General features: G+C 63.5%; 18 protein-coding genes. 11 read left to right on the plus strand and 7 right to left on the minus strand.

The annotated features are described in order from the left end of the window. Positions 1 to 2 precede the first annotated feature (2 nt). The 7 genes from I8746_RS16095 (at position 3) to I8746_RS16125 (ending at position 4,899) form a co-directional block, all read left to right on the plus strand. A complete protein-coding gene (locus I8746_RS16095; RefSeq protein WP_088513633.1) occupies positions 3 to 854 on the plus strand; it encodes a MaoC/PaaZ C-terminal domain-containing protein in 852 nt (283 codons plus the stop codon). Positions 855 to 932: 78 nt separating this feature from the next. Then, the gene (locus I8746_RS16100) at positions 933 to 1,238 is read left to right on the plus strand and encodes a MazG-like family protein (RefSeq protein ID WP_003255298.1); all 306 of its coding nucleotides are present in this window, start codon (positions 933 to 935) and stop codon (positions 1,236 to 1,238) included. After that, positions 1,235 to 1,984, plus strand: coding sequence for a methyltransferase domain-containing protein (locus tag I8746_RS16105; protein ID WP_012051096.1), 750 nt, complete (start codon positions 1,235 to 1,237; stop codon positions 1,982 to 1,984). The genes I8746_RS16100 and I8746_RS16105 overlap by 4 nt, the downstream gene beginning before the upstream one ends. A gap of 22 nt (positions 1,985 to 2,006) precedes the next feature. Beyond that, positions 2,007 to 2,639: a DUF4136 domain-containing protein gene (locus I8746_RS16110; RefSeq protein ID WP_221100828.1), complete on the plus strand. Its 633-nt coding sequence runs from the start codon at positions 2,007 to 2,009 to the stop codon at positions 2,637 to 2,639. A gap of 19 nt (positions 2,640 to 2,658) precedes the next feature. Then, positions 2,659 to 3,228, plus strand: coding sequence for a DUF4136 domain-containing protein (locus tag I8746_RS16115; RefSeq protein WP_012051095.1), 570 nt, complete (start codon positions 2,659 to 2,661; stop codon positions 3,226 to 3,228). Positions 3,229 to 3,532: 304 nt separating this feature from the next. After that, positions 3,533 to 4,003: a prepilin peptidase gene (locus I8746_RS16120; RefSeq protein WP_010951848.1), complete on the plus strand. Its 471-nt coding sequence runs from the start codon at positions 3,533 to 3,535 to the stop codon at positions 4,001 to 4,003. Positions 4,004 to 4,122: 119 nt separating this feature from the next. Then, positions 4,123 to 4,899, plus strand: coding sequence for a response regulator transcription factor (locus tag I8746_RS16125; RefSeq protein ID WP_012051094.1), 777 nt, complete (start codon positions 4,123 to 4,125; stop codon positions 4,897 to 4,899). A 74-nt stretch (positions 4,900 to 4,973) separates the two neighbouring features. Here I8746_RS16125 and I8746_RS16130 read toward each other — a convergent pair whose 3' ends face one another. Both I8746_RS16130 and pbpC read right to left on the minus strand, forming a co-directional pair. Beyond that, positions 4,974 to 6,638: a ShlB/FhaC/HecB family hemolysin secretion/activation protein gene (locus I8746_RS16130; protein WP_221100829.1), complete on the minus strand. Its 1,665-nt coding sequence runs from the start codon at positions 6,636 to 6,638 to the stop codon at positions 4,974 to 4,976. Positions 6,639 to 6,730: 92 nt separating this feature from the next. Continuing rightward, complete coding sequence (pbpC, locus tag I8746_RS16135; protein ID WP_017148078.1) at positions 6,731 to 9,085, minus strand: peptidoglycan glycosyltransferase PbpC; 2,355 nt, start codon at positions 9,083 to 9,085, stop codon at positions 6,731 to 6,733. Positions 9,086 to 9,162: 77 nt separating this feature from the next. Between pbpC and I8746_RS16140 the strand changes: the two genes are divergently transcribed. Continuing rightward, positions 9,163 to 9,456, plus strand: coding sequence for a hypothetical protein (locus I8746_RS16140; protein WP_004577004.1), 294 nt, complete (start codon positions 9,163 to 9,165; stop codon positions 9,454 to 9,456). 151 nt (positions 9,457 to 9,607) lie between these two features. Here I8746_RS16140 and I8746_RS16145 read toward each other — a convergent pair whose 3' ends face one another. Continuing rightward, a complete protein-coding gene (locus I8746_RS16145) occupies positions 9,608 to 14,509 on the minus strand; it encodes an alpha-2-macroglobulin (protein WP_221100830.1) in 4,902 nt (1,633 codons plus the stop codon). Between the two features lie 279 nt (positions 14,510 to 14,788). Here I8746_RS16145 and I8746_RS16150 point away from each other — a divergent pair, with 279 nt between their 5' ends. From I8746_RS16150 to I8746_RS16160, 3 genes are all read left to right on the plus strand, one after another. Then, positions 14,789 to 16,144: an MATE family efflux transporter gene (locus I8746_RS16150; RefSeq protein WP_221100831.1), complete on the plus strand. Its 1,356-nt coding sequence runs from the start codon at positions 14,789 to 14,791 to the stop codon at positions 16,142 to 16,144. A gap of 96 nt (positions 16,145 to 16,240) precedes the next feature. Beyond that, positions 16,241 to 16,627, plus strand: coding sequence for a polymorphic toxin type 44 domain-containing protein (locus tag I8746_RS16155; protein ID WP_172402827.1), 387 nt, complete (start codon positions 16,241 to 16,243; stop codon positions 16,625 to 16,627). Continuing rightward, positions 16,605 to 17,036 (plus strand): hypothetical protein, encoded by a 432-nt coding sequence (locus tag I8746_RS16160; RefSeq protein WP_121782809.1) that lies wholly within the window; start codon positions 16,605 to 16,607, stop codon positions 17,034 to 17,036. Before I8746_RS16155 ends, I8746_RS16160 begins: the two co-directional genes overlap by 23 nt. A gap of 35 nt (positions 17,037 to 17,071) precedes the next feature. Here the strand turns inward: I8746_RS16160 and speA are convergent, their stop codons facing one another. From speA to I8746_RS16180, 4 genes are all read right to left on the minus strand, one after another. After that, positions 17,072 to 18,985 carry an arginine decarboxylase gene (gene speA, locus I8746_RS16165; RefSeq protein ID WP_012051088.1) on the minus strand — a complete coding sequence of 638 codons (1,914 nt, stop codon included), beginning with the start codon at positions 18,983 to 18,985 and terminating at the stop codon, positions 17,072 to 17,074. A 150-nt stretch (positions 18,986 to 19,135) separates the two neighbouring features. Continuing rightward, on the minus strand, positions 19,136 to 19,507 hold the full coding sequence (locus I8746_RS16170) for a translation initiation factor Sui1 (protein WP_003255318.1): 372 nt from the start codon (positions 19,505 to 19,507) through the stop codon (positions 19,136 to 19,138). A gap of 239 nt (positions 19,508 to 19,746) precedes the next feature. After that, complete coding sequence (locus I8746_RS16175) at positions 19,747 to 20,280, minus strand: NUDIX hydrolase (RefSeq protein WP_003255319.1); 534 nt, start codon at positions 20,278 to 20,280, stop codon at positions 19,747 to 19,749. Between the two features lie 2 nt (positions 20,281 to 20,282). Continuing rightward, positions 20,283 to 21,350, minus strand: a complete 1,068-nt coding sequence (locus I8746_RS16180) for a DUF2333 family protein (RefSeq protein ID WP_003255321.1) — start codon at positions 21,348 to 21,350, stop codon at positions 20,283 to 20,285. Positions 21,351 to 21,368 lie beyond the last annotated feature (18 nt).

Consider the following 21,368-nt stretch of genomic DNA (forward strand, 5'->3'; position numbering starts at 1 on the left):
ACATGAGCCGACAATGGCACGACCTGCACAACCCGGCCGCCCGCGCCAGCCTGTACCTGCGCGCAGCCAGCAAACGCTCCATCAGCGGCGACCGGCTGCCGGACGATGGCCTGCGCTGTTTCATTCGGGTTCAGCCGGGCAACCTGGGGGCGTATCGAAGGCTTTGCCACTTTCCCGATGATGGCCGCCTGCCGGGGACTTATCCACATGTGATGGCGTTTGCCCTGCAATTGCAGTTGATGACTGCCGATGATTTCCCCTTCCCGCTGCTTGGCCTGGTACACCTGCACAACCGCATCGAAGTGCTGCGCCCCCTGGGTGCTGTCGAAGGGCTGCGTTTTGCGGTGTACGCGCACAACCTGCAGCGCCATGCCAAAGGTGGCACCTTCGACCTGGTCACCGAGGCTGAAGATGGCATCGGCGTGCTCTGGCGCGAGACCAGCCGCATGTTGGTGCGTGGCTTGGCCCTGGAAGGCGAGGCAAGTGAGCCCGCCGACACGGCGCCTGATTCATTGCCCGAGGCCACCCGCTGGTATGCCGACAGTGATATCGGCCGGCGTTATGCCAAGGTGTGCGGGGATTACAACCCTATCCACCTCAGTGCTGTCAGTGCGCGGTTGTTCGGCTTTCCAACGGCCATTGCCCATGGCATGTGGACCAAGGCCATGGCCTTGGCCGCGCTGCGCGGGCACTTGCCGCACAGTGGCTTTGCCTTTGAGGTGGACTTCCGCAAGCCGGTCAGGTTGCCTTCAGAGGTGGTGCTCAGTGCCAGTGAAGCGGGCCCTTCGGGCCAACTGCGCCTGGACGGGCACGGGGACGTGCTGCATATGGTCGGCCGTTGGGAGTGCCTTTAGGGCCGGGCCTTTCCTGGCGGTATACGCTTGCTTTGCATCGGGCCTGGGCAGAAGCTATGCAGCAATAGGAGACCCCCGATGAACCTGCAAGAACTCACCCAACGCCTGCATCAGATCCGCGACACCAACGACTGGCGCGGCTTCCACAGCCCGAAGAACCTGGCCATGGCCGCCAGCGTCGAAATGGCCGAACTGGTAGAAATCTTCCAGTGGCTGAGCGAGGACGAATCGCGCCAGCTGCCTGCCGACAAACTGGCCCACGCCGGCCAGGAAATCGGTGACGTGGTGCTCTACCTGTTGCTGCTGTGCAGCGAACTGGGTCTGGACATGGACCAAGTGGTGCGTGCCAAGCTGGCCGACAGCGAGAGGCGCTTCGCCCGATGAACGACCGTCATTTCGATGAGCTGGCCACCCGCTTTGCCGAAAAGATCTATGGCGGCGCCAAGGGTGCGATCCGCCTGGCCGTGCTGCAGGCCGACCTGGCCGAAGCGCTACCCGACCGCCCGCTACGCATCCTCGACATCGGCGCCGGGTTGGGCCACATGGCCTTGTGGCTGGCCGAGCGCGGCCACCAGCTGACCCTGGCCGAACCTGCGGCGCCCATGCTCGACGGCGCCAGGGCGCGCTTTGCCGAGGCCGGCCAGACCGCGACCTTCATCCAGGCGCCCTGGCAAGACCTGCTCGGCCAGCTGACCGAGCGCTACGACCTGGTGCTCTGCCACGCCGTGCTCGAATGGCTGGCCGAACCCGAGAGCATCCTGCCGGTGCTGCACCAGCTCACGGCCCCCGGCGGTTGGTTATCGCTGGCCTTCTACAATCGCGACGCACTGGTCTATCGCAACCTGCTCAAGGGCCATTTCCGCAAGTTGCGCAGCAACCGGCTGGAGGGTGAAAAGCAGAGCCTGACCCCACAGAAACCGCTTGATCCACGCGAACTCAAGGCGCAACTTGAGCCTATGTGGCAGGTTGAAAGCGAAAGCGGCGTGCGGGTGTTTCACGACTATATGCCCAAGGAATTCCAGGGCAAGGCCGAGCTGCTCGACCTGTTGGAAATGGAACTGGCCCACCGTCGCCACCCCACCTTCGCCGGGCTTGGCCGCTACCTGCACTGGGTTTGCCGCCCCCGCTAATCCGCCGCGCCAGGAGGAACACATGCCGTACCGTCTGTTGTGCCTGGCCCTGCTGCCCATTGCCCTGGCTGGCTGCCAGGGCAGCAACCCTTATGTGGCCAGCAGCCGCCCGTTACCACCAGCCCCTGCCCAGGCGGCCACCACCTTCGACGCCAGTGCATACCCTGCGCCCGCTCGTGATTATGGGCACTACCGCAGCTGGAGCTGGCGCAACGGCCAGTTGCCCAGCGGCGCTGTCGATGCCGACCCGGCGCAACTGGCCGATGCCGTCAGCGGTGCGCTCGACCAGCATGGCCTGCGCCCCGCTCGCACAGGCCCTGGCGACTTGCTGGTGAGCGCCGATATGCGCCTGGAAAAACGCTTGCGCCAAGTGCGTGACTACGACACCTACGACCCCTACTACGGGCCGTATCCCTATGGGGGGGTCGGCTATGGCGGCTACCGCCACGGTTATGGAGGCTATGCCAGCGTACCCATCGTGCGCACCTACGAGGTCGAAGTCCTGGTGGTGCGCATCGACCTGTACGACGCCCGCAGCGGCCAGCCGGTCTGGAGCGCCAGCGCCGAAAGCAGCAACAAGGACTCGCCCCGCGAACGCGAAAGTGCCTTGCGCGATTCTGTGCACAAGGCACTCAGCGGCTATCCTCCCAGTTAATAGCTAACGGAGAACCATCATGTTGCGCCGTCTCGTTCTACTGTCATTCGCGTTAGTGCTCGCTGCCTGCTCGAGCAATAACGTCCAGCAGGATTTCGATGCCAGCCGCGATTTTGCCGCCTACCGCAGCTGGGCATGGCAGGAGCCAGGCCTGCAGTACCGCCCGGATGACCCGCGGATCAAGAGCGACCTCACCGAGCAGCGCATTCGCCAGGCGGTGGCAGACCAACTCGACCAGCGCGGCCTGCGTCCGGTACAAGGCGGAGCGCGGCCCGACCTGGCAGTACGCACATACCTGATCGTGGAGCAGCGCCAACAACAGATCACCACCAACTACGGCGGTGGCTGGGGTGGCTACTGGGGCGGCTACTGGGGTGGCCCGATGTACAACGAAACCCGCAGTGTCGACTACAAGGTCGCCACCATCCAGGTCGACATGTTCGATGGGCGTGACGGCAAGCTGGTATGGCGCGGCAGTGCCGAGCAGATCATGAACAACTACCCGCCAAGCCCGGAAGAACGTAACAGCGCAATCCGCAACACCGTGGCCAAGGTGCTGGGCAACTACCCACCGGGCAGCAAAAAATAGCGTTGGACCGCGGCTTTGCATGCACCGTGGCCCTGCGGGAGCGGGTTTACCCGCGAAGCAATTGACCCGGTGCATGGCACCGGCTTTGCGGATGTTCGCGGGTGAACGCACGCCTACATAGATGGCGATTCCGAGTACGACTGCGTCACCGACCTGGCCTGTGTCAACTACGACAAAATCCATTCCACGCACGCCTTTTTTCCGATGCCAACCGCACTCCCCCGCACGTTCCCGTCTATCTTCATTTAAGGAAACCTGACTGACCGGGTAGAAGTGTTCAACATTTGGGAAAGGCGACCTGCCAATGCAAAGCATTGTTCTCCTGCTGTGGCTTGCCTTGTGCTCCGAACAGGATGTGCGTCAACGCCAGATCTCCAACGTGTTGACCCTGGGGGCGGCTGGCTGCGCCCTGGCCTGGCTGTTCAGCACCGGTCACAGCTGGATAGGCGCCGAAGCCAGCGAGGCCGGTTGGGCGCTGGCCATCGTCATGCTGCTGACCCTGCCAGGCTACATGCTCGGCCGCTTCGGCGCCGACGACGTCAAGCTCATGGGCGCCCTGGCCTTGGCCACCAGCCCGCAATATGTGCTCGGCACCTTCATTGGCGCGGGTGTCACTGTACTGGTCTGGCTACTGACCCGCCGCCGCCTGTGGACGCTGCTCAACCCCAAGGTCAAGAAGCGTTTGCAGGCCCTGACCGAAGAAATGGGCGACAAGCAGGCGTTCGTCCCCTATGTGTTATCAGGTTTTCTTCTAACGGCCGTATGGATCCAATAACCCTTCCAGTGGTCCGATGACTTGTACAGACCTTGTACATATTCGCTGAGTGCGACTACTTTTAAGCTGCCAGAGCGTCTGGCACGGGAGCAGGGCCGTATAAGAACAGGGAGTTGATCGTGTCCAGATCAGTGAGTGAAGTAAAGGTGTTGGTGGTTGATGACCAACCGGTCATTGTCGAACAGCTGAGTGAATTCCTTCAAACCAAGGGCTATGCCTGCGTTACAGCCCTCTCAACCGACGAAGCCATCGAGCACTATGTGGCGGACCCGACCATCGGCTTGCTCATCTGTGACCTGCACATGCCCGATCGGGATGGCATCGAGTTGGTGCGCGCCTTGAAGGAAATCAACGGCAGCCAGCGCACGTTCGAAGCCATCATGTTGACAGGGCGTGCCGAGAAACAGGACTTGATCCGGGCGATACGCGAAGGTTTTGCCGATTACTACCAGAAGCCGATGGACCTTGATGAACTGCTGGCAGGCGTCCGTCGGCAAGAAGCGGCTTTGCTGGAGCGCCAGCGCAACCTCCGTGATCTGGGTGGGCTGAACCAGCGCTTGCAGGAACTGGCCGAGTCGGTGGACGAACTGTATCAGGACCTGGAAAAAGCCCGTGGCCAAGGCACCCACCGGCGTGCCAGTGATGCAGAAGAAAGCGAAAGCGAGCTGCCAGCAGCGTTCGAGAAACTGTCACCACGCCAACTGGAAGTGGCGCGCCTGGTTAGCAAGGGCAAGACCAATTACCAGATCGCCTGTGAACTGGGCATTACCGAAAACACCGTGAAGCTCTATGTGTCTCAGGTTTTGCGTTTGACGCATATGCACAACCGCACCCAACTGGCTCTGGCGCTGACCCCCAGCTCGTCGCCCGTGCACCAGCGGTTCACGACCCATTGAGTGAAGGCTCGGCACACCATTCTGGAGCGGCCTTGCGCTGCGAAAGGCTGCTCCTGCAAGCCCATAGTTGCCTGCTACAACTGGATCGCCAGGTTCAACGACAGCCGAGGCCGACGGTCCAGGCTATCCAGCGCCACATCCGCCAACGGCTTGGCCACTTCCAGCGCCACATTGAACATATGCCCACCCCCTAACCGCACGCCCAGCGCCACCGAAGCCAGATGGGCGTCCTCCACCGGTCCCCGGTTATGCCAGGCCTGAGCGGTATCCACCACCGCATAGGGCTGAACCCGCGCAAGCCAGCTACTGCGCACGCTGTAGTTGACCTCGTAAGCCACACCCCAGCCCTTGTCACCGTCCGCCTGATCGCGCGGGTAACCGCGCCCGAAATGCTGCCCGCCAAACCCCGCACGCTCGCTGTCGGGCAATCGATCATCACTCCAGTACAACGCCCCGGACACCACCCCCTGCCCGTTTTCCAACAGGGTGTCGCTCTGCAAACCGGAAAGCCGCAAGCGCAGGAAGTCGAGATCATAGTCAGCATCGCTGCGTGCCCCCAGGTAGTCCAGCCCCTGATGGACCCCGGCACTGACGATACGCAAACGCCCCCGCTCCACCTTGCGCCAGTCACCTTCGAATGACAGCGCCCGCACATAAGTGTCGTACTTGCGAGACGGTGGCTGTTCGGCCATCCGGTCTTCATCATGCTCACTGACCGAGTACACGTGGCCCTGCACCGCCAGCCACTCATTCGGCCTGACAAGCACCGGCTGACGCAGGCCGATCGCATAGCGCTCACTGTCGTGCTCGCGGGTGATATCGCGGCCATCGTCCAAACGTATGCGCGTGGCGGGCTCGCTGCGGTAGCGCGACGCCGACAGCAGCAGTTGGCTACCGGCGGCGTCCAGGTACTGGCTGTAATCGAGACGCTGGTAGTAGACCCGGTCATTGCCAGGGGGCAACAGCCAGCTGGCCGTGACGCGTTCGCCATGGCGGGTCTGGGCATTGCTGGCTACGGTGATCAGGGCCTGTGCAGCATCACGGCTGGAGTCGGCCACGCTCACAGCGGCGCTGAGCGGCTTGCGCCGTGCATGCACGGTCAACTGGGCGACACCATCGGCAGCCCGCGCCATTGCCAGTTCGGCCTCTACCACAACCCCTGGCATGCGCGTAGCCAGGCCCAGATAGCGCTCCAGCGTTTCGCGGGTCAGTGGGCGCTCGGCCTCAATGCGCGCCAGCAGCTGCTGCAAATACTCGCTGGCCGGCCCAATATCGCCGTCCACGCGGTAATCACGGACGTAACCTTCGACCAGCACCACGTTGACCCTGCCATCGGCCACATCCTGAGGAGGCAGGTAGGCATACGACAGCAAGTAGCCCTCCTGCCGGTAGCGTTGGGTCAGGCGCTGGGTGTATTGCTGCAATTCACCCAACGTGGTTTCGCGCCCGATCAGCGGCTGATAGTGTTCGCGCAGGTCGCCCAGGGGGAACACCGTGCCGCCCTCGAAGCGCACTTTATGCAGTACCAGCCGGGTGTTGGCCGGGGCCCAGTCGGGGTTGTCTATAGCCGCCCCGGCCAGCCGTATGCGGGGGTTCACAGGGGAGTAGTCCGTCATCGGCAGGTTGGCGCTGGGCAGACGCCGCTCGTACTCATGGCTGTCGAGAAACCCCGGCAACGGGTCGGCGTGGGCAGCAAGTGCCCAAAGCAGCAACATCAGGGGCACGACCAGAGGACGCATAGGGCACTCCATGTTCCCATGGGTTGCGGGGCACCAGCCGGTCACACCCGTCACTTGCAAGCGTAGGTGCTGGCCCGGCTGTCGTCGAACACCTACTCACTGACCTGGAACGCCACCCGCGCCGTCTGACCGCTTTCGTCCAGCGCGCTGAGTTCGGCCTGCCCCACCTGTGGCAAACGCAGCAACAGGCTGTCCTGCCCCTGGGTTTCACCCAACGGCTGGCCGTTGAGGAACCACCAGCGCCGTCCACCACCCCCCAAGGCAGAGACCTGCAATTGCAACGGCTCAGTGCTGGTGGCCGGGCGGCGCAGATTGTCGCCTGGGCGCACGCCGACAATCGACAGCGGTGGTGCACTGGCCGGCGCCTGCGGCGGGCAGGCCGGGTCGATGGCCGGCAAACGTGCCATGCGCCGCTCGACACGGGGGAGCCAAGGCTCCAGCGGTGCCGGCCACAGGGCGATGTCACGCGCCTTGGCGCCCGGGCAGCTACCATCGACCCGCAAGCCCTGCTCGTTGACCCACACTTTTTCGCGCAAGCCCAGGCCCAGCGGCTGGTCGGCTGCCTGCAAGGTGGGTGGCGTGGTGCCGTCCAGGGTCCATGCAAAGCGCTGACGCCGACAGTTGGTGTCCTGCTTGCTCATCGGCTGGCCCAGCGGCCAACAGATCGCCGCAACGCCGATATTCGCAGGTACCGGCGCTACCGGGACGCTGATGCCGCGTTGGCTGTCGCGATTGCTCAACAGATCGTGCACCTGCAACATCAGCGGCGCCGCCGACGCCAGGCCGAACTGCCCAGGCACCGGTGTACCGTCGGGGCGGCCAATCCATACGCCGATCAGGTAACGCGGCCCCACGCCAATCGACCAGGCATCGCGAAAGCCGTAGCTGGTGCCGGTTTTCCATGCCAGTAGCGGGCGCTGCACCAGTTCGGCGTGCGGGTCGCGGTCCGGGCGCGCCTGGCCACTGAGGATACGCCGGATGATCCACGCCGCCCCCGGTGACAGCAACCGGTGCTCCACCAAGGGGGCCTGTGGCTGCAAGCGCACCTGCGCACTGTTGCCACCCCGCGCCAGCGCCGCGTAGCCGCCGACCAGGTCCTCCAGCCGGCTGCCGGCACCGCCCAGGATCAACGACAGGTTGGGCTCGGCAAGGGGTGGCAGTATCAACGGCATGCCCGCCATGCGCAGTTGTGCGGCAAAGCGTTTCGGGCCGTAGGCCTCCAGCAATTGCACGGCGGGCAGGTTGAGCGACAGGGCCAGCGCCGAGCTGGCCGACACCGGCCCGCTGAAACCCATGGAGAAGTTGCCAGGGCGATAGTCGCCATAGCGTCGTGGAACATCCTGCAACAGCGATTCGGAATGGATCAGGCCATCGTCCAGTGCCATGCCGTAAAGAAACGGCTTGAGGGTGGAGCCGGGCGAACGTAACGAGCGCACCATGTCGACATGGCCAAAGCGGCGCTCATCAGACAAATCTATCGAGCCCAGGTACGCGCGCACCGCCATGCTCTGCGCTTCGACCACCAGAATGGCGGCCGAGGTACGCTCCGGCAGCCGTGCGCGCCAGCCCAGCAGCAAGTCTTCGAGGCGCCGCTGAAGCGCAGCGTCAAGCGTGGTACGGATCAGCGGCGGGCTGTCAGCGCTGTTCAGGCGCCGGGCCAACAATGGCGCCAGGGCCGGCTCCTGGCGTGGCGCCAACACCAGCGGCTCCTCGGCCGCCTCGCGAATTTGCCGGGCCGGCCATACCTGGTACTCAGCCAGGCGCTGCAGCACCTTGTCCCGGGCACGCTGGGCACGCTCGGGGTGGCGGTCCGGGCGCAGCCGGCTGGGTGCCTGGGGCAACACGGCCAGCAGTGCCGCTTCGGCAGGTGTCAGGTGCAGGGGCGACTTGCCCAGGTACGCCCAGCTGGCTGCCGCCACGCCCTGAAGCGTGCCGCCGAAAGGTGCGCGGTTCAGGTAGATCTGCAGGATGTCGCGCTTGGACAAGTGCCATTCCAGCTGCAAGGTGCGCCATAGCTGGCGCAGTTTGCCGACCAGGGTACGGTCGTGCGGGTCGAGCAGGCGTGCCACCTGCATCGACAATGTGCTGCCGCCCGACACAACACGCCCGCCGCGCAGGTTCAGCCAGGCCGCGCGGACCAATGCCAGGGGGTTGACCCCTGGGTGGTTGTAGAACCAACGGTCCTCATAAGTCAGCAAAGCCTGCAGGTAAAGCGGCGAAACCTCTTCAGGGCTGACGGGGTAGCGCCACACGCCATCAGCATCGGCAAAGCGCCACAAGGGCGTGCCGTCTTCGGCCAGCACTACCCGGGCCAGGTCATCACCCGGCAGCGGCAGCGGCCAGATACGATCAGCCAGCCAGAACAGGCTGCCGAGCACCAGCAGACTGATCAGCGTGGCACGCAACAACCTGCCCGCACGGCACCGTGGTCGCGCTAAGCTTGGCATCGGGAACCGACCTGGCCAGGTAATGGCCAAAGGCTTTGGGACGACAACCTCGCCGATTTTTTCATCAGGAAGCAACTATGCATGTAGAAGGTTTTTTCGAGTGGCTGGGCCAGGCACTGGGGTCGTTGATCCGCTTCATCGTCGACGCATTGAGCGGGTTGTTCAACCTGCTGGCCAATGCCGGTGGCAACTTCATCGATGGCCTGTCGCGCACCTTGGGCATGGACACGTCGCTGCTGAGCATCCTGGCCCTGATCATCGGCCTGATGCTGCTGTACTCGGCAATCCGCGCATTCATGCGCGCCTCGATTATCCTCGGAATCATCTGGCTGGTGCTGGGGCTGTGGGTGATGAGCTGGGTGATCCACTGATCTGCGCGGTCTTTGTGGGAGCGGCCTTGCGTCGCGACAGGGCTGCACAGCAGCCCCAGGCTTTCAGCTTCGCCGCTTGAATTGTCGGGGCCGCTTTGCGGCCCTATCGCGACGCAAGGCCGCTCCCACATTGTCCGCGTAGAGCGGGCCTCTAGCGGGCCTTCACCGTCATCTCCCCTTGCCCATCGCCCACGGCCTGCAGGTTCGGCCGATACATCGACTCGACCTGCGGCGGCGGCACGCGGTAGGTGCCCGGGGTCACTGCTCGCGCCAGGTACAGCAGGTGGGTGGTGCCATAGCCGTCAAGCTTGAGCGCGGCAACATAACGGTCATCACGGTACTCCTGATGCACCACGCTGGCATTCTGCATCGACTCGCGCCACGCCTTCACTGCACTGCTGGCGTTGTCCAGGCTGGCGGCGCTTTGAGCCAGGTTCTGGTTTTCCAGCTCCAGGCCGGCCGGCAGCAGGTCCACCACCAACGCATCCGGCACGCGGTCCTCAGCTTTGAGCGCCAGGTGCACCAGCACAAGGTCGCCACTGCGCAGGTTGTGCAGGTCCAGCGGCTGGCCATTCATGCCCAGGTACTCTCTGTGAATCTGCAGGCCGTTGCCGCCAGCAGCAGGTGCCTGTCGTGGGTAGCCGGACAAGGTCAGTTGCTGGTACAGCGTCTCGTTGCCTTCATTCTGCACGCTCAGAGGCGAGGCCAGTAACGGGCCTTCCAGCTTCATACCGGCCTCGGCATTGTTCAACTCGCGCACTTCACCCGCGCTGTCCAGGCGTGCCTGCCACTGGCCTTCCGGCTTGCCCAGCAGGCCACGGCCAGCGAGGAACAGTGCATTGCGCTCTTGGGTCGACAGCCAACGGTTGGCCGCCAGTTCATCGGACAAGGCGAACAGGCGCTGATCGACCTGGCTGCTGGCCAGGTTGCTTTCCTGCAGCAGCGCCAGGATCAGTGCCTGGTCACGCAGGGCGCTGCCATAATCGGCCAGCCAGCCTTTGCCACGGCTGATGCCCAGGCCCGCCTGCAAGGCTTGCTCGGCACGCGGTTTGTCGCCCATTTTGTCCAGCGCCACTGCCAGTTGTACCAGCGGCAGACCGGAGCGGGCATCGGCGCGACGTTCGAACAGCCCGCGCAGGGCACCCAACGGCGCCTGCTGGCTGCGCGACAGCACCAGCGCCGCGTAGGCCTGCACCGCAAAGCGCGTGTGGTCGGCATTCTCGCTGTAGTCGACTTCGATCAGGTTGCGTTCCTGCAGGTAACGCAGCAGGCGCTCACTGGCCTTCTTCAATGCCTCGGCGGGTACGCCATACCCTTGGTCACGGGCACGCAGCAGGAAGTCAGTCACATAGGCGGTCAGCCAGTACTCTTCCTCGCTGTCCGAACTCCACAGGCCAAAGCTGCCGTTGTAGCGCTGCATCCCCAGCAGGTGCTCGACGCCCATTTCGATCTTGCGTTTGCGCACATCCGCCGGCTCGCCCTTGATGCCAAGGCGCTTGAGGCTGTCGGCATCGGCGTACAGCGAAGGGTACAGGCCGCTGGTGGTCTGTTCGAGGCAGCCGTAGGGGTAGGCTTGCAGCGCGCGGATCTGCTCGGCAAGGTTCAGCGGCGGCCGGCTCGACAAGGCCAGGCTGGCTTCCAGGCCAGCGGGTTCGAAGGCGGCCAGGTCTGCTTCGGGCAGAGTCCACGGCTGGTCCTTCAAGGCCACACGGTAGTGCTTGAGCATTGCCGGGTAGGCCGGGCGCACGCCCAGCGTCCACTCACGTTCGAACGCATTGACCGGCTCGTTCGGCAGTTGCAGGCCCGTCACCCGGACATGCACCTTGCCCTGCCCCAGCCCCCCCTGGGCCTGCACCGGAATCATCAGCGTCGAGCGCTGCCCTTCGGCCAGGTTAACGCTCTGCACGGCATTGGCCGCCAGGCTCAGTTGCCCATCCGTGGTGATTTCAACGCTCAGTTGTTGGGCGCGGCCGGACAGGTTGGCCAGGTCCAGTGCCAGGCTAGTACGGTCGCCACCGGCCAGGAAGCGCGGGGCCGAAAGCTCGGCAATCAACGGCGCGGCGACCACGGTCTTGCCTTCGGCCATGCCGAAGTGCTCTTCGGTCCAGGCCTGCGCCATCAGCCGCAATTCGCCGTTGAAGTCGGGGATGTCGACCGTGGCCTGGCCCTCACCCTTGTCGTCCAGCGTCACCGGCAGGCTCTGCTGGGCGACGATGGTTACCGTAGTGTTGGGTCGCTTGCCCCCCTTGGCCATCGCTGCGTCACCACCGAACGCCAGGCTGGCCAGGCGGCCTTGGCCGGCCTCTATCAACTGGCCGTAGATGTCCAGTTGATCGGCACCATAGGCCTTGCGCCCGAACAGGCTGGCGAACGGGTCGGGGGTTTTGAAATCGGTGATGTTGAGGATGCCCACGTCCACCGCCGACAACAACACATGCACCTGCTTGGGCACACTGCCATCGGCGTTGGCGGCCTTTACCTTCACTGTCAAAGGCTGTTTCGGGCGCATTTTTTCCGGCGCCTGCAGGCTCAGCGCAAGCTTGCGCTCGGCGCGGTCCAGCGGCAGGTGCAGCACGCCCACGGCGCGCTTGGGCGTGGCATTGGCCTTGCGCTCACCAGGGCGGATAACCAGCGCGCTGATGTACAGGTCGTGACGGGCCCAGGCCTTGTCCAGTTGCACGTCAAAGGTCTTGCCCTCGGCGGGCACATCGATCTCCTGCCACCACAGCGGGCCATCGCTGGACTCGATCATCAGGTAGCCGCTGCCCGCAGCGGGCGGGGTGACGGTGACCTTGGCGGTAGCGCCATCGGTGTAGGAGGGTTTGTCCAGCGCCAGCTTGACCTGGTCCGGCCGCACCGCGCCGCCCTCAGCGTTGTCCTGGGCACGGTAGCCGGCCCAGAAGCGCTCACTGGACACCAGACCGGTCTGCGGGTCTTCGACCTCGACGCGGTACGGGCCCCACTCAACCTGGAAGCTGAGTTTGGCGGTGGAACCTGCCTTGACGCTGATCGTCTCTTCGTTTTGGGTCAGGAACTTCTCGTTGTAGGCGTAGCTCCAGCCGTCGCTTTGCGAGTAATTCCAGTAGTAATCGCGGCGTTCGCGAACAAGGCGCACCTTAAGCGCGTCGGCCGCCAGTTTGTTACCGTCGCGGTCGGCCACCAGGAATTCGAATTCCACGGGCCCGTCGCTATCGGTCTCCTCACCTTCGAACAGGCCTCGCAGGCCCGGCAGGCGCTCAGCCGGCCAGATAGGCTGCTCCAGGCGCCGGGTGATCGGCCGGCCACCCGACTCCTGCAGGCTGGCCTGCACGGTCAGTTGCAGCGGAGAGCGGGCTTCGGCCCAACGGCTTTCGATATCGACCACCGCCTTGCCGGCCTGGTCAAGGGTGACTTCGTCCAGTTCCAGGTCCTGGTTCAGATCGGTTTCGGTGACCGAGCCGAACTGGTAGCCAGGCAACGCCGGTACTGCCTCGCGCAGCGGGCGTACATAGGCCTGACCGCTCAGGCGGTTGCCGGCGGCCGGCGCACCATAGAGGTAACGGCCATTGACCTGGATACGCGCATCTTCATCCGGCGAAAGCGGTGTGCTGCTGCCCTTGAGCTCCAGCGCCAGGCGCTCGGGCAGGAAGTCTTCAACGAGGAATTCATAGACCTGCTTGCGCCCGCCACCCAGGTCGAGCAGCAGTTGCCAACGGCCGGTCGGGGCCTCGGTGGCCAGTTGCAACTGGTATTGGTACAAGCCATTGCTGTCGGCTTCCCAGACGAACTTGCGGCTCACCTGTTCATCCGGGCGACGCACTTCCACGCTCACCGGCTGGGCTTTGACCGGCTTGCCGTCCTGGTCGCGCAGCAGGCCGTTGAGCAGCACCGTCTCACCCGGGCGGTACAGGTCACGCGGGCCGAAGATGAAGAACTGCAGCGGGTTGGCCTGAGGCCCGGTGATGTCGAATTCGGCCAGGTCCAGGGCTGCGGTGTTCAGGCGCAGCAGCGTGGTATGCACGCCCTGGGTGGCAATGAGGGTATCGGCCTTTGGCGTGATTGGCAGTTGGGCATGCCCCTTGCCATCGGTGGTGGCCTGGGCCAGCAGCTTGCCCTTTTCGTCATGGATTTCCAGGTTGACGCCGCTCAGCGCCTTGCCGCCTTCCAGGGCTTGCGCAAACACGTCGATACGGTCGCGGTAGCGGTGGGCCGACACGCCGATGTCGCTGAGGGTGAACAGGGTTGCCGGCTGAGAATAATCGTAGGTACCCGAGGCGCGCATCACTGCCAGGTACACCCCTGGCGCCTGCAACGGCTTGATGCCGGCAATCGGCAGCAACACGGTCTCGCGCGTGTTGCGCGCCGGGTTTAGATCGAAGCGGCCGCTGTAGACCAGCTCGGCCATGTCCAGGGTTTCCTTGGACTGGTAGTAGTACAGGCTGCTGTTGCGTCCCCAGTTGGCCAGGAAGGTCGAGAGCATGTCTGGCTTGACGCGGAAGAACTCGACATCCACTTTGTCGACGTTCAGGGCAATCACCGGCAGGCCTTCGGCCAGGCGGGTAGGCAGCAGCGAGCCGCGGCTGGCAAAGCCGATGGTCGGCTGCATGTCGCGGGTTTCCAGGCGGGTGATCGACTCGCTGTCCAGCTGCTTGCCGTTGACTGCCAGCAGCCCCTTGTCGACGGTCAGCACCAGCTTGCGCTGCGGCTCCAGGTGGCGCAGGCGCAGCTCCATCTGGTTGTCGGAGAGTTCCCAGGCGCCATCTAGCTTACCCTTGACGGTGTCGACCAGGTGCACCTTGGTAGCGAAGTCCTGCTTGGCATCCAGCGGTGCTGAGAAGCTGATCGACAGCGTTGCCGCGCCATCGAGCTGCACTTCCGATACGTCCAGCACCGTGAGTTCGCGGCCCTCGTAGCGCTTGGCGAGCACGGCCGGGTCCTCACGCTTGGGGGCGGGGGTTTCGGCGGGCGCGGGCGCCACGGTTTTCTCGACCGGCGCCGGTTTGCCCGGCGTGGAAGAGTCACAGGCACTGAGCAACGCCAGCGCGCAGGCCAGCAACAATCCTTTGTTGAACATGAGATAGGAACTCTTGGGCAGCGTGTACGTGAGGGCAGCAACTATAGCGCAACGTCAGGTGCAGCACCCGGCGTTGCGCGCCAGGTCAGACAATGGTCGCGCTAAATGGTTGCCTGGTCGTTACACTGTGGCCATTCGTTAAAGGGGCCGCATGGCGTCCCTTCGCGGGCTTGCCCGCTCCCACAGGTTTGGCGCCGGCCGCAAGAGCAACACTTTCCTGTGGGAGCGAGCAAGCTCGCGAAGGGGCACACAGCGGCCCCAAAATCTCATGGAATGCACATGCCCCAACTCGCTGCCGACTGGCGCCACCGCCCCACCCACCGCAAGGTCTGGGCGCTGGCCGCGCCGATGATCCTGTCCAACATCTCGGTACCGCTGGTGGCGCTGGTCGACAGCACGGTCATCGGTCATCTCCCGCACGCCCACCAACTGGGCGCCGTGGCCGTGGGCGCCACCTTGTTCACCTTCATGGTCGGCCTGATGGGCTTCCTGCGCATGGGTTCCACCGGCTTCGCTGCTCAGGCCGCCGGCCGTGGCGACGGTGCAGCGCTACGCCAGGTACTGGTGCAAGGGCTGCTGCTGGCGGTCGGCTTCGCCCTGTTGATCGGCCTGCTGGCCCTGCCCTTCAGCCAGCTGGCACTCCATGCGATGCAACCCAGCGCAGCCCTGCAGCAATCCACCGAAGACTTCTTCCATACCCGCCTGCTTGGCCTGCCTGCGGCGCTGGCCAGTTACGCGCTGGTCGGCTGGTTCCTCGGCACCCAGAACGCCAGGGCGCCACTGGCCATCCTGCTGACCACCAACCTGCTGAACATCGCCTTGAACCTGTGGTTCGTGCTGGGCCTGGACTGGGGTGTACTGGGCTCGGCGCGGGCGTCGGTAATTGCCGAATGGACTGCCGCCCTGCTCGGTTTGGCCCTGACCCGCCCGGCCCTGCGGGCTTACCCGGGGCAGATCGTGTGGGCAGCGCTCAAGCGCTGGCAGGCCTGGAGGCCACTGCTGGCGGTGAACCGCGACATCTTCCTGCGTAGCCTGGCGCTGCAACTGGTGTTCCTGCTGATTACCGTGCAAGGCGCACGCCTGGGCGAAGCGACCGTGGCGGCCAACGCCCTGTTGCTCAATGGCCTGCTACTGACGGCCTATGCGCTGGATGGGCTGGCCCATGCGGTGGAGGCCTTGTGCGGCCATGCCATTGGTGCCCGTGACCGCGACACTTTGCGCCGCTCGCTGGTGGTCGCTTGTGGTTGGTCACTGATCACCAGCGTGGGGTTTGCCGGGCTATTCCTGCTGGGTGGGCACCTGTTCATCGACTTGCAGACCGACATCGACAGTGTGCGGGCGGCGGCTTATCCGTATTTGCCCTACCTGGCGTTGCTGCCGCTGATCGCGGTGTGGAGTTACTTGCTGGATGGGTTGTTCATCGGCGCGACCCGGGCGCGGGAAATGCGTAATGCAATGCTGGTTTCGGTGTTGATTGCGCTGCCGGTGGCACTGGCCATGAGCGGGTTGGGCAACCATGGGTTGTGGATGGCGTTTCTTGGGTTCATGGGGTTGCGGGCGGTGACGTTGGGGTGGGTTGGATGGAAACTGAAACTGGAGGGCAAGTGGGTCACAGGGCCCGGAAACACAATATGAAAAATATGCTCGATTGACTGCTTCCAAGCCTCAGGCCGATAAAGGCAGAACCCATGGAGGGGGCTCACACCAACGGCCTATGAGCAAGGAGCCATCATGTACCCTCCACCCGCGCCATCAGGTGTCTCAGTACTTAGCAACATGCACGCTGCAAGCAAAGAGCGTAACTACTTTAAAAATGGCGGCAGTGCTTTTCTAGTGTCGTGGTTCTATTCGAAGGTTCGTAATCGAGGCGAGTGGGATTACAAGCAACAGGGAAGGCAATATGAGGCTTTAGGTAATTTCAATTATGGTGCAACTGGAACTGCTGCTGGCCTTTCGGAGGAATTCCTGTTGAGGGGGGCGGGATGGGCACAGAGCCGCGCGGGGACCAGTAATTCAGCATTTGGATCATGGTGGGGCAGCTCCCCTTATGGCGACGACCCCGAGGATCAGGAATGGATCAAAAAAGGGATCGAATATGCCAAGTCATACGGGTATTAGATGGCTGATTGCTTGCCTGCTTCTGCTTATCCTCGGTCAAACCCTATGGATCTTCTCCAGAGATGCAAGGCCTGTGTTGACCAAGATTGTTTCTGAAACTCCAATTGGCAAGCAGAGTGCCATTTATGAGGTGCTCAGCGATGCTGGTGGGGCGACAGTGCCGCTGACCTACTTGTACTTTGTGGCTGAAAAACAACAGCACGATGATCGGGTCTTGAAGGGCCTTGAAAGGCTGACGCCTTTCCTGGTCACTCGCCAATCAGGCGCCGTGCTGCACGTGGAGGGCCTGAAAATAACGGCGCGGACTGAGGAGCAGGTCTACAGCTATTCGAGTACCACTCTTCTCGAAGAGGGTGGCGCAGTATTGCCCATTACAATCGAACTCACCGCGACGGCTCACCGAGAGTGATAGTCAAAGGGGCCGCGCAACGGCCCCTTTGCATTTCAGGAGGACAGGTACGAAGACCGGGTCAACCCCAGGCGCAAGGCATCCAGATACTGGGTCCGCTCACGCGCAGTGATCTTGGCGCTGGCGACCTTGTCGCGGTAATGCGTCATCAACTCTTCCGGCGACAGGTGCACGTAGCGCAGCATGTCTTCGATGGTGTCGTGGGTCTCGATACCCGCGTGGTACACGCTGCCGTCGGCATTCTGGTAGATGTTCACCGAGTCGGTGTCACCGAACAGGTTGTGCATGTCACCCAGGATTTCCTGGTAGGCGCCCACTAGGAACACGCCCAGCAGGTAATCCTCGCCCTCCTTCACCGCATGCACCGGCATGCTGGTTTCGATGCTCTGCTCGTCAACGTACTGGTTGATCTTGCCGTCGGAATCGCAAGTCAGGTCCTGCAATACCGCACGCCGCATCGGCTCTTCGTCCAGGCGGTGCAGCGGGATGATCGGCAGGACCTGGCCGATGGCCCAGGTGTCTGGCAGGCTCTGGAACACCGAGAAGTTGCAGATGTACTTGTCGGCCAGCTTGTCGTTCAGCTCGTCCAGCACCTGGCGGTGCGAGCGCTGGCGGGCTTTCAGCGAGTTGTGCAGACGGCGGCACACGGCGAAATAGCACTGCTCGGCCAAGGCTTTCTCGCCCAGGCTGATCTTGCCATCAGCGTACTGCGCGGCCACATCACCCATGTAGTGGGTGGCGCGCCAGTAGGTCTCGGTGACCATCTCGATGTCGGTCGGGCCAAGCAGGTCGACCAGCCACTGCACGGTCTCGGGCAGGGCTTCCTTGTTATCGATGGTCGGTACGTCGTCATTGTGTTTCTCGACGTCGGTCACCTGGATCACCAGCATGGCGTGGTGCGCGGTCAGCGAACGGCCACTCTCCGAGAAGATGTGCGGGTGCGGCAGGCCCTGTGCGTCGCAGAACTCCTTGAGCATGCCCACCACCACGCCGGCGTAGTCGTCCATGTCGTAGTTGATCGAGCTGGCATTGCGCGAGTGAGTGCCGTCGTAGTCCACACCCAGGCCGCCACCCACGTCGATGTGGTCGACCGGCAGGCCCAGCGCACGCAGTTCGCCGTAATAACGGATGGCTTCCTTGAAACCGTGCTGGTAGTCAGCCAGGTTGGCGATCTGCGAACCCATGTGGAAGTGCAGCAGGCGGATGCCCTGATCCAGGCCCGCATCGCGGAAGCGCTGCACCACCGAAAGCAACTGGGCGGCGGACAAACCAAACTTGGACTTCTCGCCACCGGTGTCGGCCCACTTGCTCGAGGCCAGCGACGACAGGCGAACGCGCAGGCCAACCTGTGGTTTCACCTTGAGCTCGGCGGCCTCTTCGATCACCAGGGCCACTTCCGACTCTTTCTCGATGACGATGAACACATTGTGGCCAAGCTTCTGCCCCATCAGCGCCAGGCGAATGAACTCACGGTCCTTGTAGCCGTTGCAGACGATGGTGCCGCCCTTCGGCGCCAGCGCCAGCACTGCCAGCAACTCAGGTTTGGAGCCGGCTTCCAGGCCGATGGAAACGTTTTGCGTGGCGATGATGTTTTCCACCACCGCTTCCTGCTGGTTGACCTTGATCGGGTACAGCGCGGTGTACTGGCTCTGGTATTCCAGGCGCGCGATGTTGGCGTCGAAGGCACCGGTCAGCTGGCGCACACGGTCCTGCAGAATGTCAGGGAAGCGCACCAGCAAGGGCAGCGACAAGCCGCTCTGGCGCAGTTCGTCGACCTGTTCGAACAGGTCGATCGGAGCACTTTGAGGGCCGTTGGGGCGTACTTCGACGCGCCCGGCTTCATTGATGGCGAAATAGCCAGCGCCCCAATGGCGGATGCCATAAACACTGCGGCTGTCAGCCACGGTCCATTGGCTACCATCGTCTTTGCGTGTGCGTCGTACGGACATTCAAGTCCCCTATAAATAAGTCGAAGACACTGCCCGCAGGCAGCGGGGCGAGTGTAAAAGCTGAAAATGACGATTCATCCGTGCTCAGGCATAGACTCTGACCACGGGAACGAGTTTAGAAAGCGCTGGGCAAAAAATCGTGCGATGGCCTCAGCCGCCGGACTTTTTCGCCTTGAAACCCTGTTTGGTCAGCTCGCCGATCAACAGCTCGACATGGTCGCCCTGGATCTCGATAACCCCGTCCTTCAGGGCGCCGCCGGTACCGCAGCGGCGCTTGAGCGTGGTCGCCAGCTCCTTGAGCTGGTCGGGCGGCAGCGGCACGCCGGTGACAGTGGTCACGGTCTTGCCGCCACGGCCTTTGCTTTCGCGGCGCACGCGGGCAATGCCGTCGCCTTCGGGGATGATTTGCTGCTTGCAGGTGCAGGCGTCCACCGGCTGGCCACAGTCGGGGCAGTGCCGACCGGCGTCGGTGGAGTACACGAGACCGCCAAGGGCGGAAAAAGAAGAAGCTTTCTTGGCCACTTTTGTTCCTCGGTGCTGAGGACAAAAACTGGTCGTGCCTTGGGGTTGAGGCCGACCGCGAAGCCCCACTCTGGCAGGGGCGGCGCTACTGCTGCAAGAATTGCGGCAGCCCGAAAAGGGCGCGCAGTGTAACGATAAATACGCCGGTTGTGTAGGAGCGGGTTTACCCGCGAACAAGGGCAAAGCCCTTGCCCTGCGAAACGGGTGTCTGGGCCGGTATTTCGCGGGCAAACCCGAGCCTACAAAGTGGCCTTATAGCGCTGCAACGCCGCCAACGAGTCCGGGCAATAAGGCTTGCTCAGGCTTTCCTGCTCAGCCTGTTCCAGACCGATGAAGCGCGCTTCAATAACCTCTTCCGGCTGCAACCGCAACGGCGCATCCGACACCGCCGAATACACCGCACACCACAAGCGGTTATCCGGCTGGTCGAAGTAGAACCGCTCGTGAAAGCGTAGCTCGGCGCCCTCGATGCCCAGCTCTTCGGCCAGCTCGCGCGCGGCCGACTCGGCATACGCTTCCCCGGCCGTGACCATGCCGCCCGCCGCCACATCCCAATACCCGGGGTACAGCGCCTTGCTCAGGGTACGCCGGTGTACACACAATTCACCGGCACTGTTGAACAGCAGAATGAACGTGCAGCGACCGATCAGGCCACGCTCGCGCAGCTCGGCACGGGGCAAGGCGCCCAGTACCTGGTCGGTTTCGTCCACCCAGGTGACCAGCTCGCGGTCGGAAGCCGCCCGATGGGCGGCCTCGGTTGGGCTGATAGCCATCATCAACCCTGCGACAGCAGCTGACGCAGATCGATAACCGCAGCGTTGGCCCGGGAAATGTAGTTGGCCATGACCAACGAGTGGTTGGCCCACATGCCGAAGCCACTGCCGTTGAGCACCATCGGGCTCCACAGCGGCTCTTGCGAGGCCTCCAGCTCACGGATGATCTGACGCACGCTGACGGTGGCATTCTTCTTCGCCAGCACGTCGGCGAAGTCCACCTCGATAGCACGCAGCAGATGCGACAGCGCCCAGGCTTGGCCACGGGCTTCATAGAACACGTTGTCGATCTGCAGCCATGGGGTTTCCACCAGCTCCTCATCCACCTGCGGCGCCTGGCCGGCAACGACCGACTCGGTCTTCAGCGTGGTGTTGAGCTTGACCCGGCCAACGCTGGCCGACAGGCGCTGCGACAGCGAGCCCAGACGGGTGGCCACGTCACCCAGCCAGTTGTTCAGGTTGTCGGCGCGGGTATAGAAGATAGCGCCCTTGTCGCCGGCAGCCAGACGGGTCTGGTAGCGGGTCAGCGACTTGATGCCCTCTTCGAACTCCGACTCGCTCGATGGCAGGATCCAGCTCTTGTTGTCGAAGTTGAAGCGCGGCTCGGCCTTGGCCAGGTCGGCGTCTTCGGTGGACTGCGACTGCGAACGGGCGAAGTCTTTACGCAGGGCACGGGACAGGTCGCGGACCTGGACCAGCACGCCATATTCCCAGCTTGGCATGTTGTCCATCCACAGCCCTGGCGGGAAGCGGTCGTTGGAAATGTAGCCGCCCGGCTTGTTCAGCAAGGTGCCGGCCACGGTCTTGAGGGTTTCGACGGTGGTATAGCCCACCACCATCTGCTGGCCAGTACGTTCGGCTGCGGCCTGGGCGTTTTGCTGCACCGGGAACAGAGCAGGCTCCTGGCTCCAGTACCAGCCCAGGCCGATACACACCAGCAGGTACAACCCGATCAGGGTCCCCAGGGCACGGCTCCAAAGGCCGCCAAGGTAGCTACGGGCGGCAGCGCCGCGCCCGTCGACACGCTCACGGGGCTCGGCTTTGGCCTCGCGGTTTTTCCAGTCCAGCATGGCTTTGTCCTTAATCAG

Origin of the sequence: Pseudomonas sp. USTB-Z, from assembly GCF_019691255.1 — a bacterium.
Classification (GTDB): domain Bacteria; phylum Pseudomonadota; class Gammaproteobacteria; order Pseudomonadales; family Pseudomonadaceae; genus Aquipseudomonas; species Aquipseudomonas alloputida.

Coding starts and splice junctions, on each gene's coding strand:
- I8746_RS16110 (WP_221100828.1), top strand. CDS start 2,007: ATGCCGTACCGTCTGTTGTGCCTGGCCCTGCTGCCCATTGCCCTGGCT.
- I8746_RS16175 (WP_003255319.1), bottom strand. CDS start 20,280: ATGGCTATCAGCCCAACCGAGGCCGCCCATCGGGCGGCTTCCGACCGC.
- I8746_RS16120 (WP_010951848.1), top strand. CDS start 3,533: ATGCAAAGCATTGTTCTCCTGCTGTGGCTTGCCTTGTGCTCCGAACAG.
- I8746_RS16115 (WP_012051095.1), top strand. CDS start 2,659: ATGTTGCGCCGTCTCGTTCTACTGTCATTCGCGTTAGTGCTCGCTGCC.
- I8746_RS16160 (WP_121782809.1), top strand. CDS start 16,605: ATGCCAAGTCATACGGGTATTAGATGGCTGATTGCTTGCCTGCTTCTG.
- I8746_RS16130 (WP_221100829.1), bottom strand. CDS start 6,638: ATGCGTCCTCTGGTCGTGCCCCTGATGTTGCTGCTTTGGGCACTTGCT.
- I8746_RS16150 (WP_221100831.1), top strand. CDS start 14,789: ATGCCCCAACTCGCTGCCGACTGGCGCCACCGCCCCACCCACCGCAAG.
- I8746_RS16180 (WP_003255321.1), bottom strand. CDS start 21,350: ATGCTGGACTGGAAAAACCGCGAGGCCAAAGCCGAGCCCCGTGAGCGT.
- I8746_RS16105 (WP_012051096.1), top strand. CDS start 1,235: ATGAACGACCGTCATTTCGATGAGCTGGCCACCCGCTTTGCCGAAAAG.
- speA (WP_012051088.1), bottom strand. CDS start 18,985: ATGTCCGTACGACGCACACGCAAAGACGATGGTAGCCAATGGACCGTG.
- I8746_RS16100 (WP_003255298.1), top strand. CDS start 933: ATGAACCTGCAAGAACTCACCCAACGCCTGCATCAGATCCGCGACACC.
- I8746_RS16145 (WP_221100830.1), bottom strand. CDS start 14,509: ATGTTCAACAAAGGATTGTTGCTGGCCTGCGCGCTGGCGTTGCTCAGT.
- I8746_RS16140 (WP_004577004.1), top strand. CDS start 9,163: ATGCATGTAGAAGGTTTTTTCGAGTGGCTGGGCCAGGCACTGGGGTCG.
- I8746_RS16155 (WP_172402827.1), top strand. CDS start 16,241: ATGTACCCTCCACCCGCGCCATCAGGTGTCTCAGTACTTAGCAACATG.
- pbpC (WP_017148078.1), bottom strand. CDS start 9,085: ATGCCAAGCTTAGCGCGACCACGGTGCCGTGCGGGCAGGTTGTTGCGT.
- I8746_RS16095 (WP_088513633.1), top strand. CDS start 3: ATGAGCCGACAATGGCACGACCTGCACAACCCGGCCGCCCGCGCCAGC.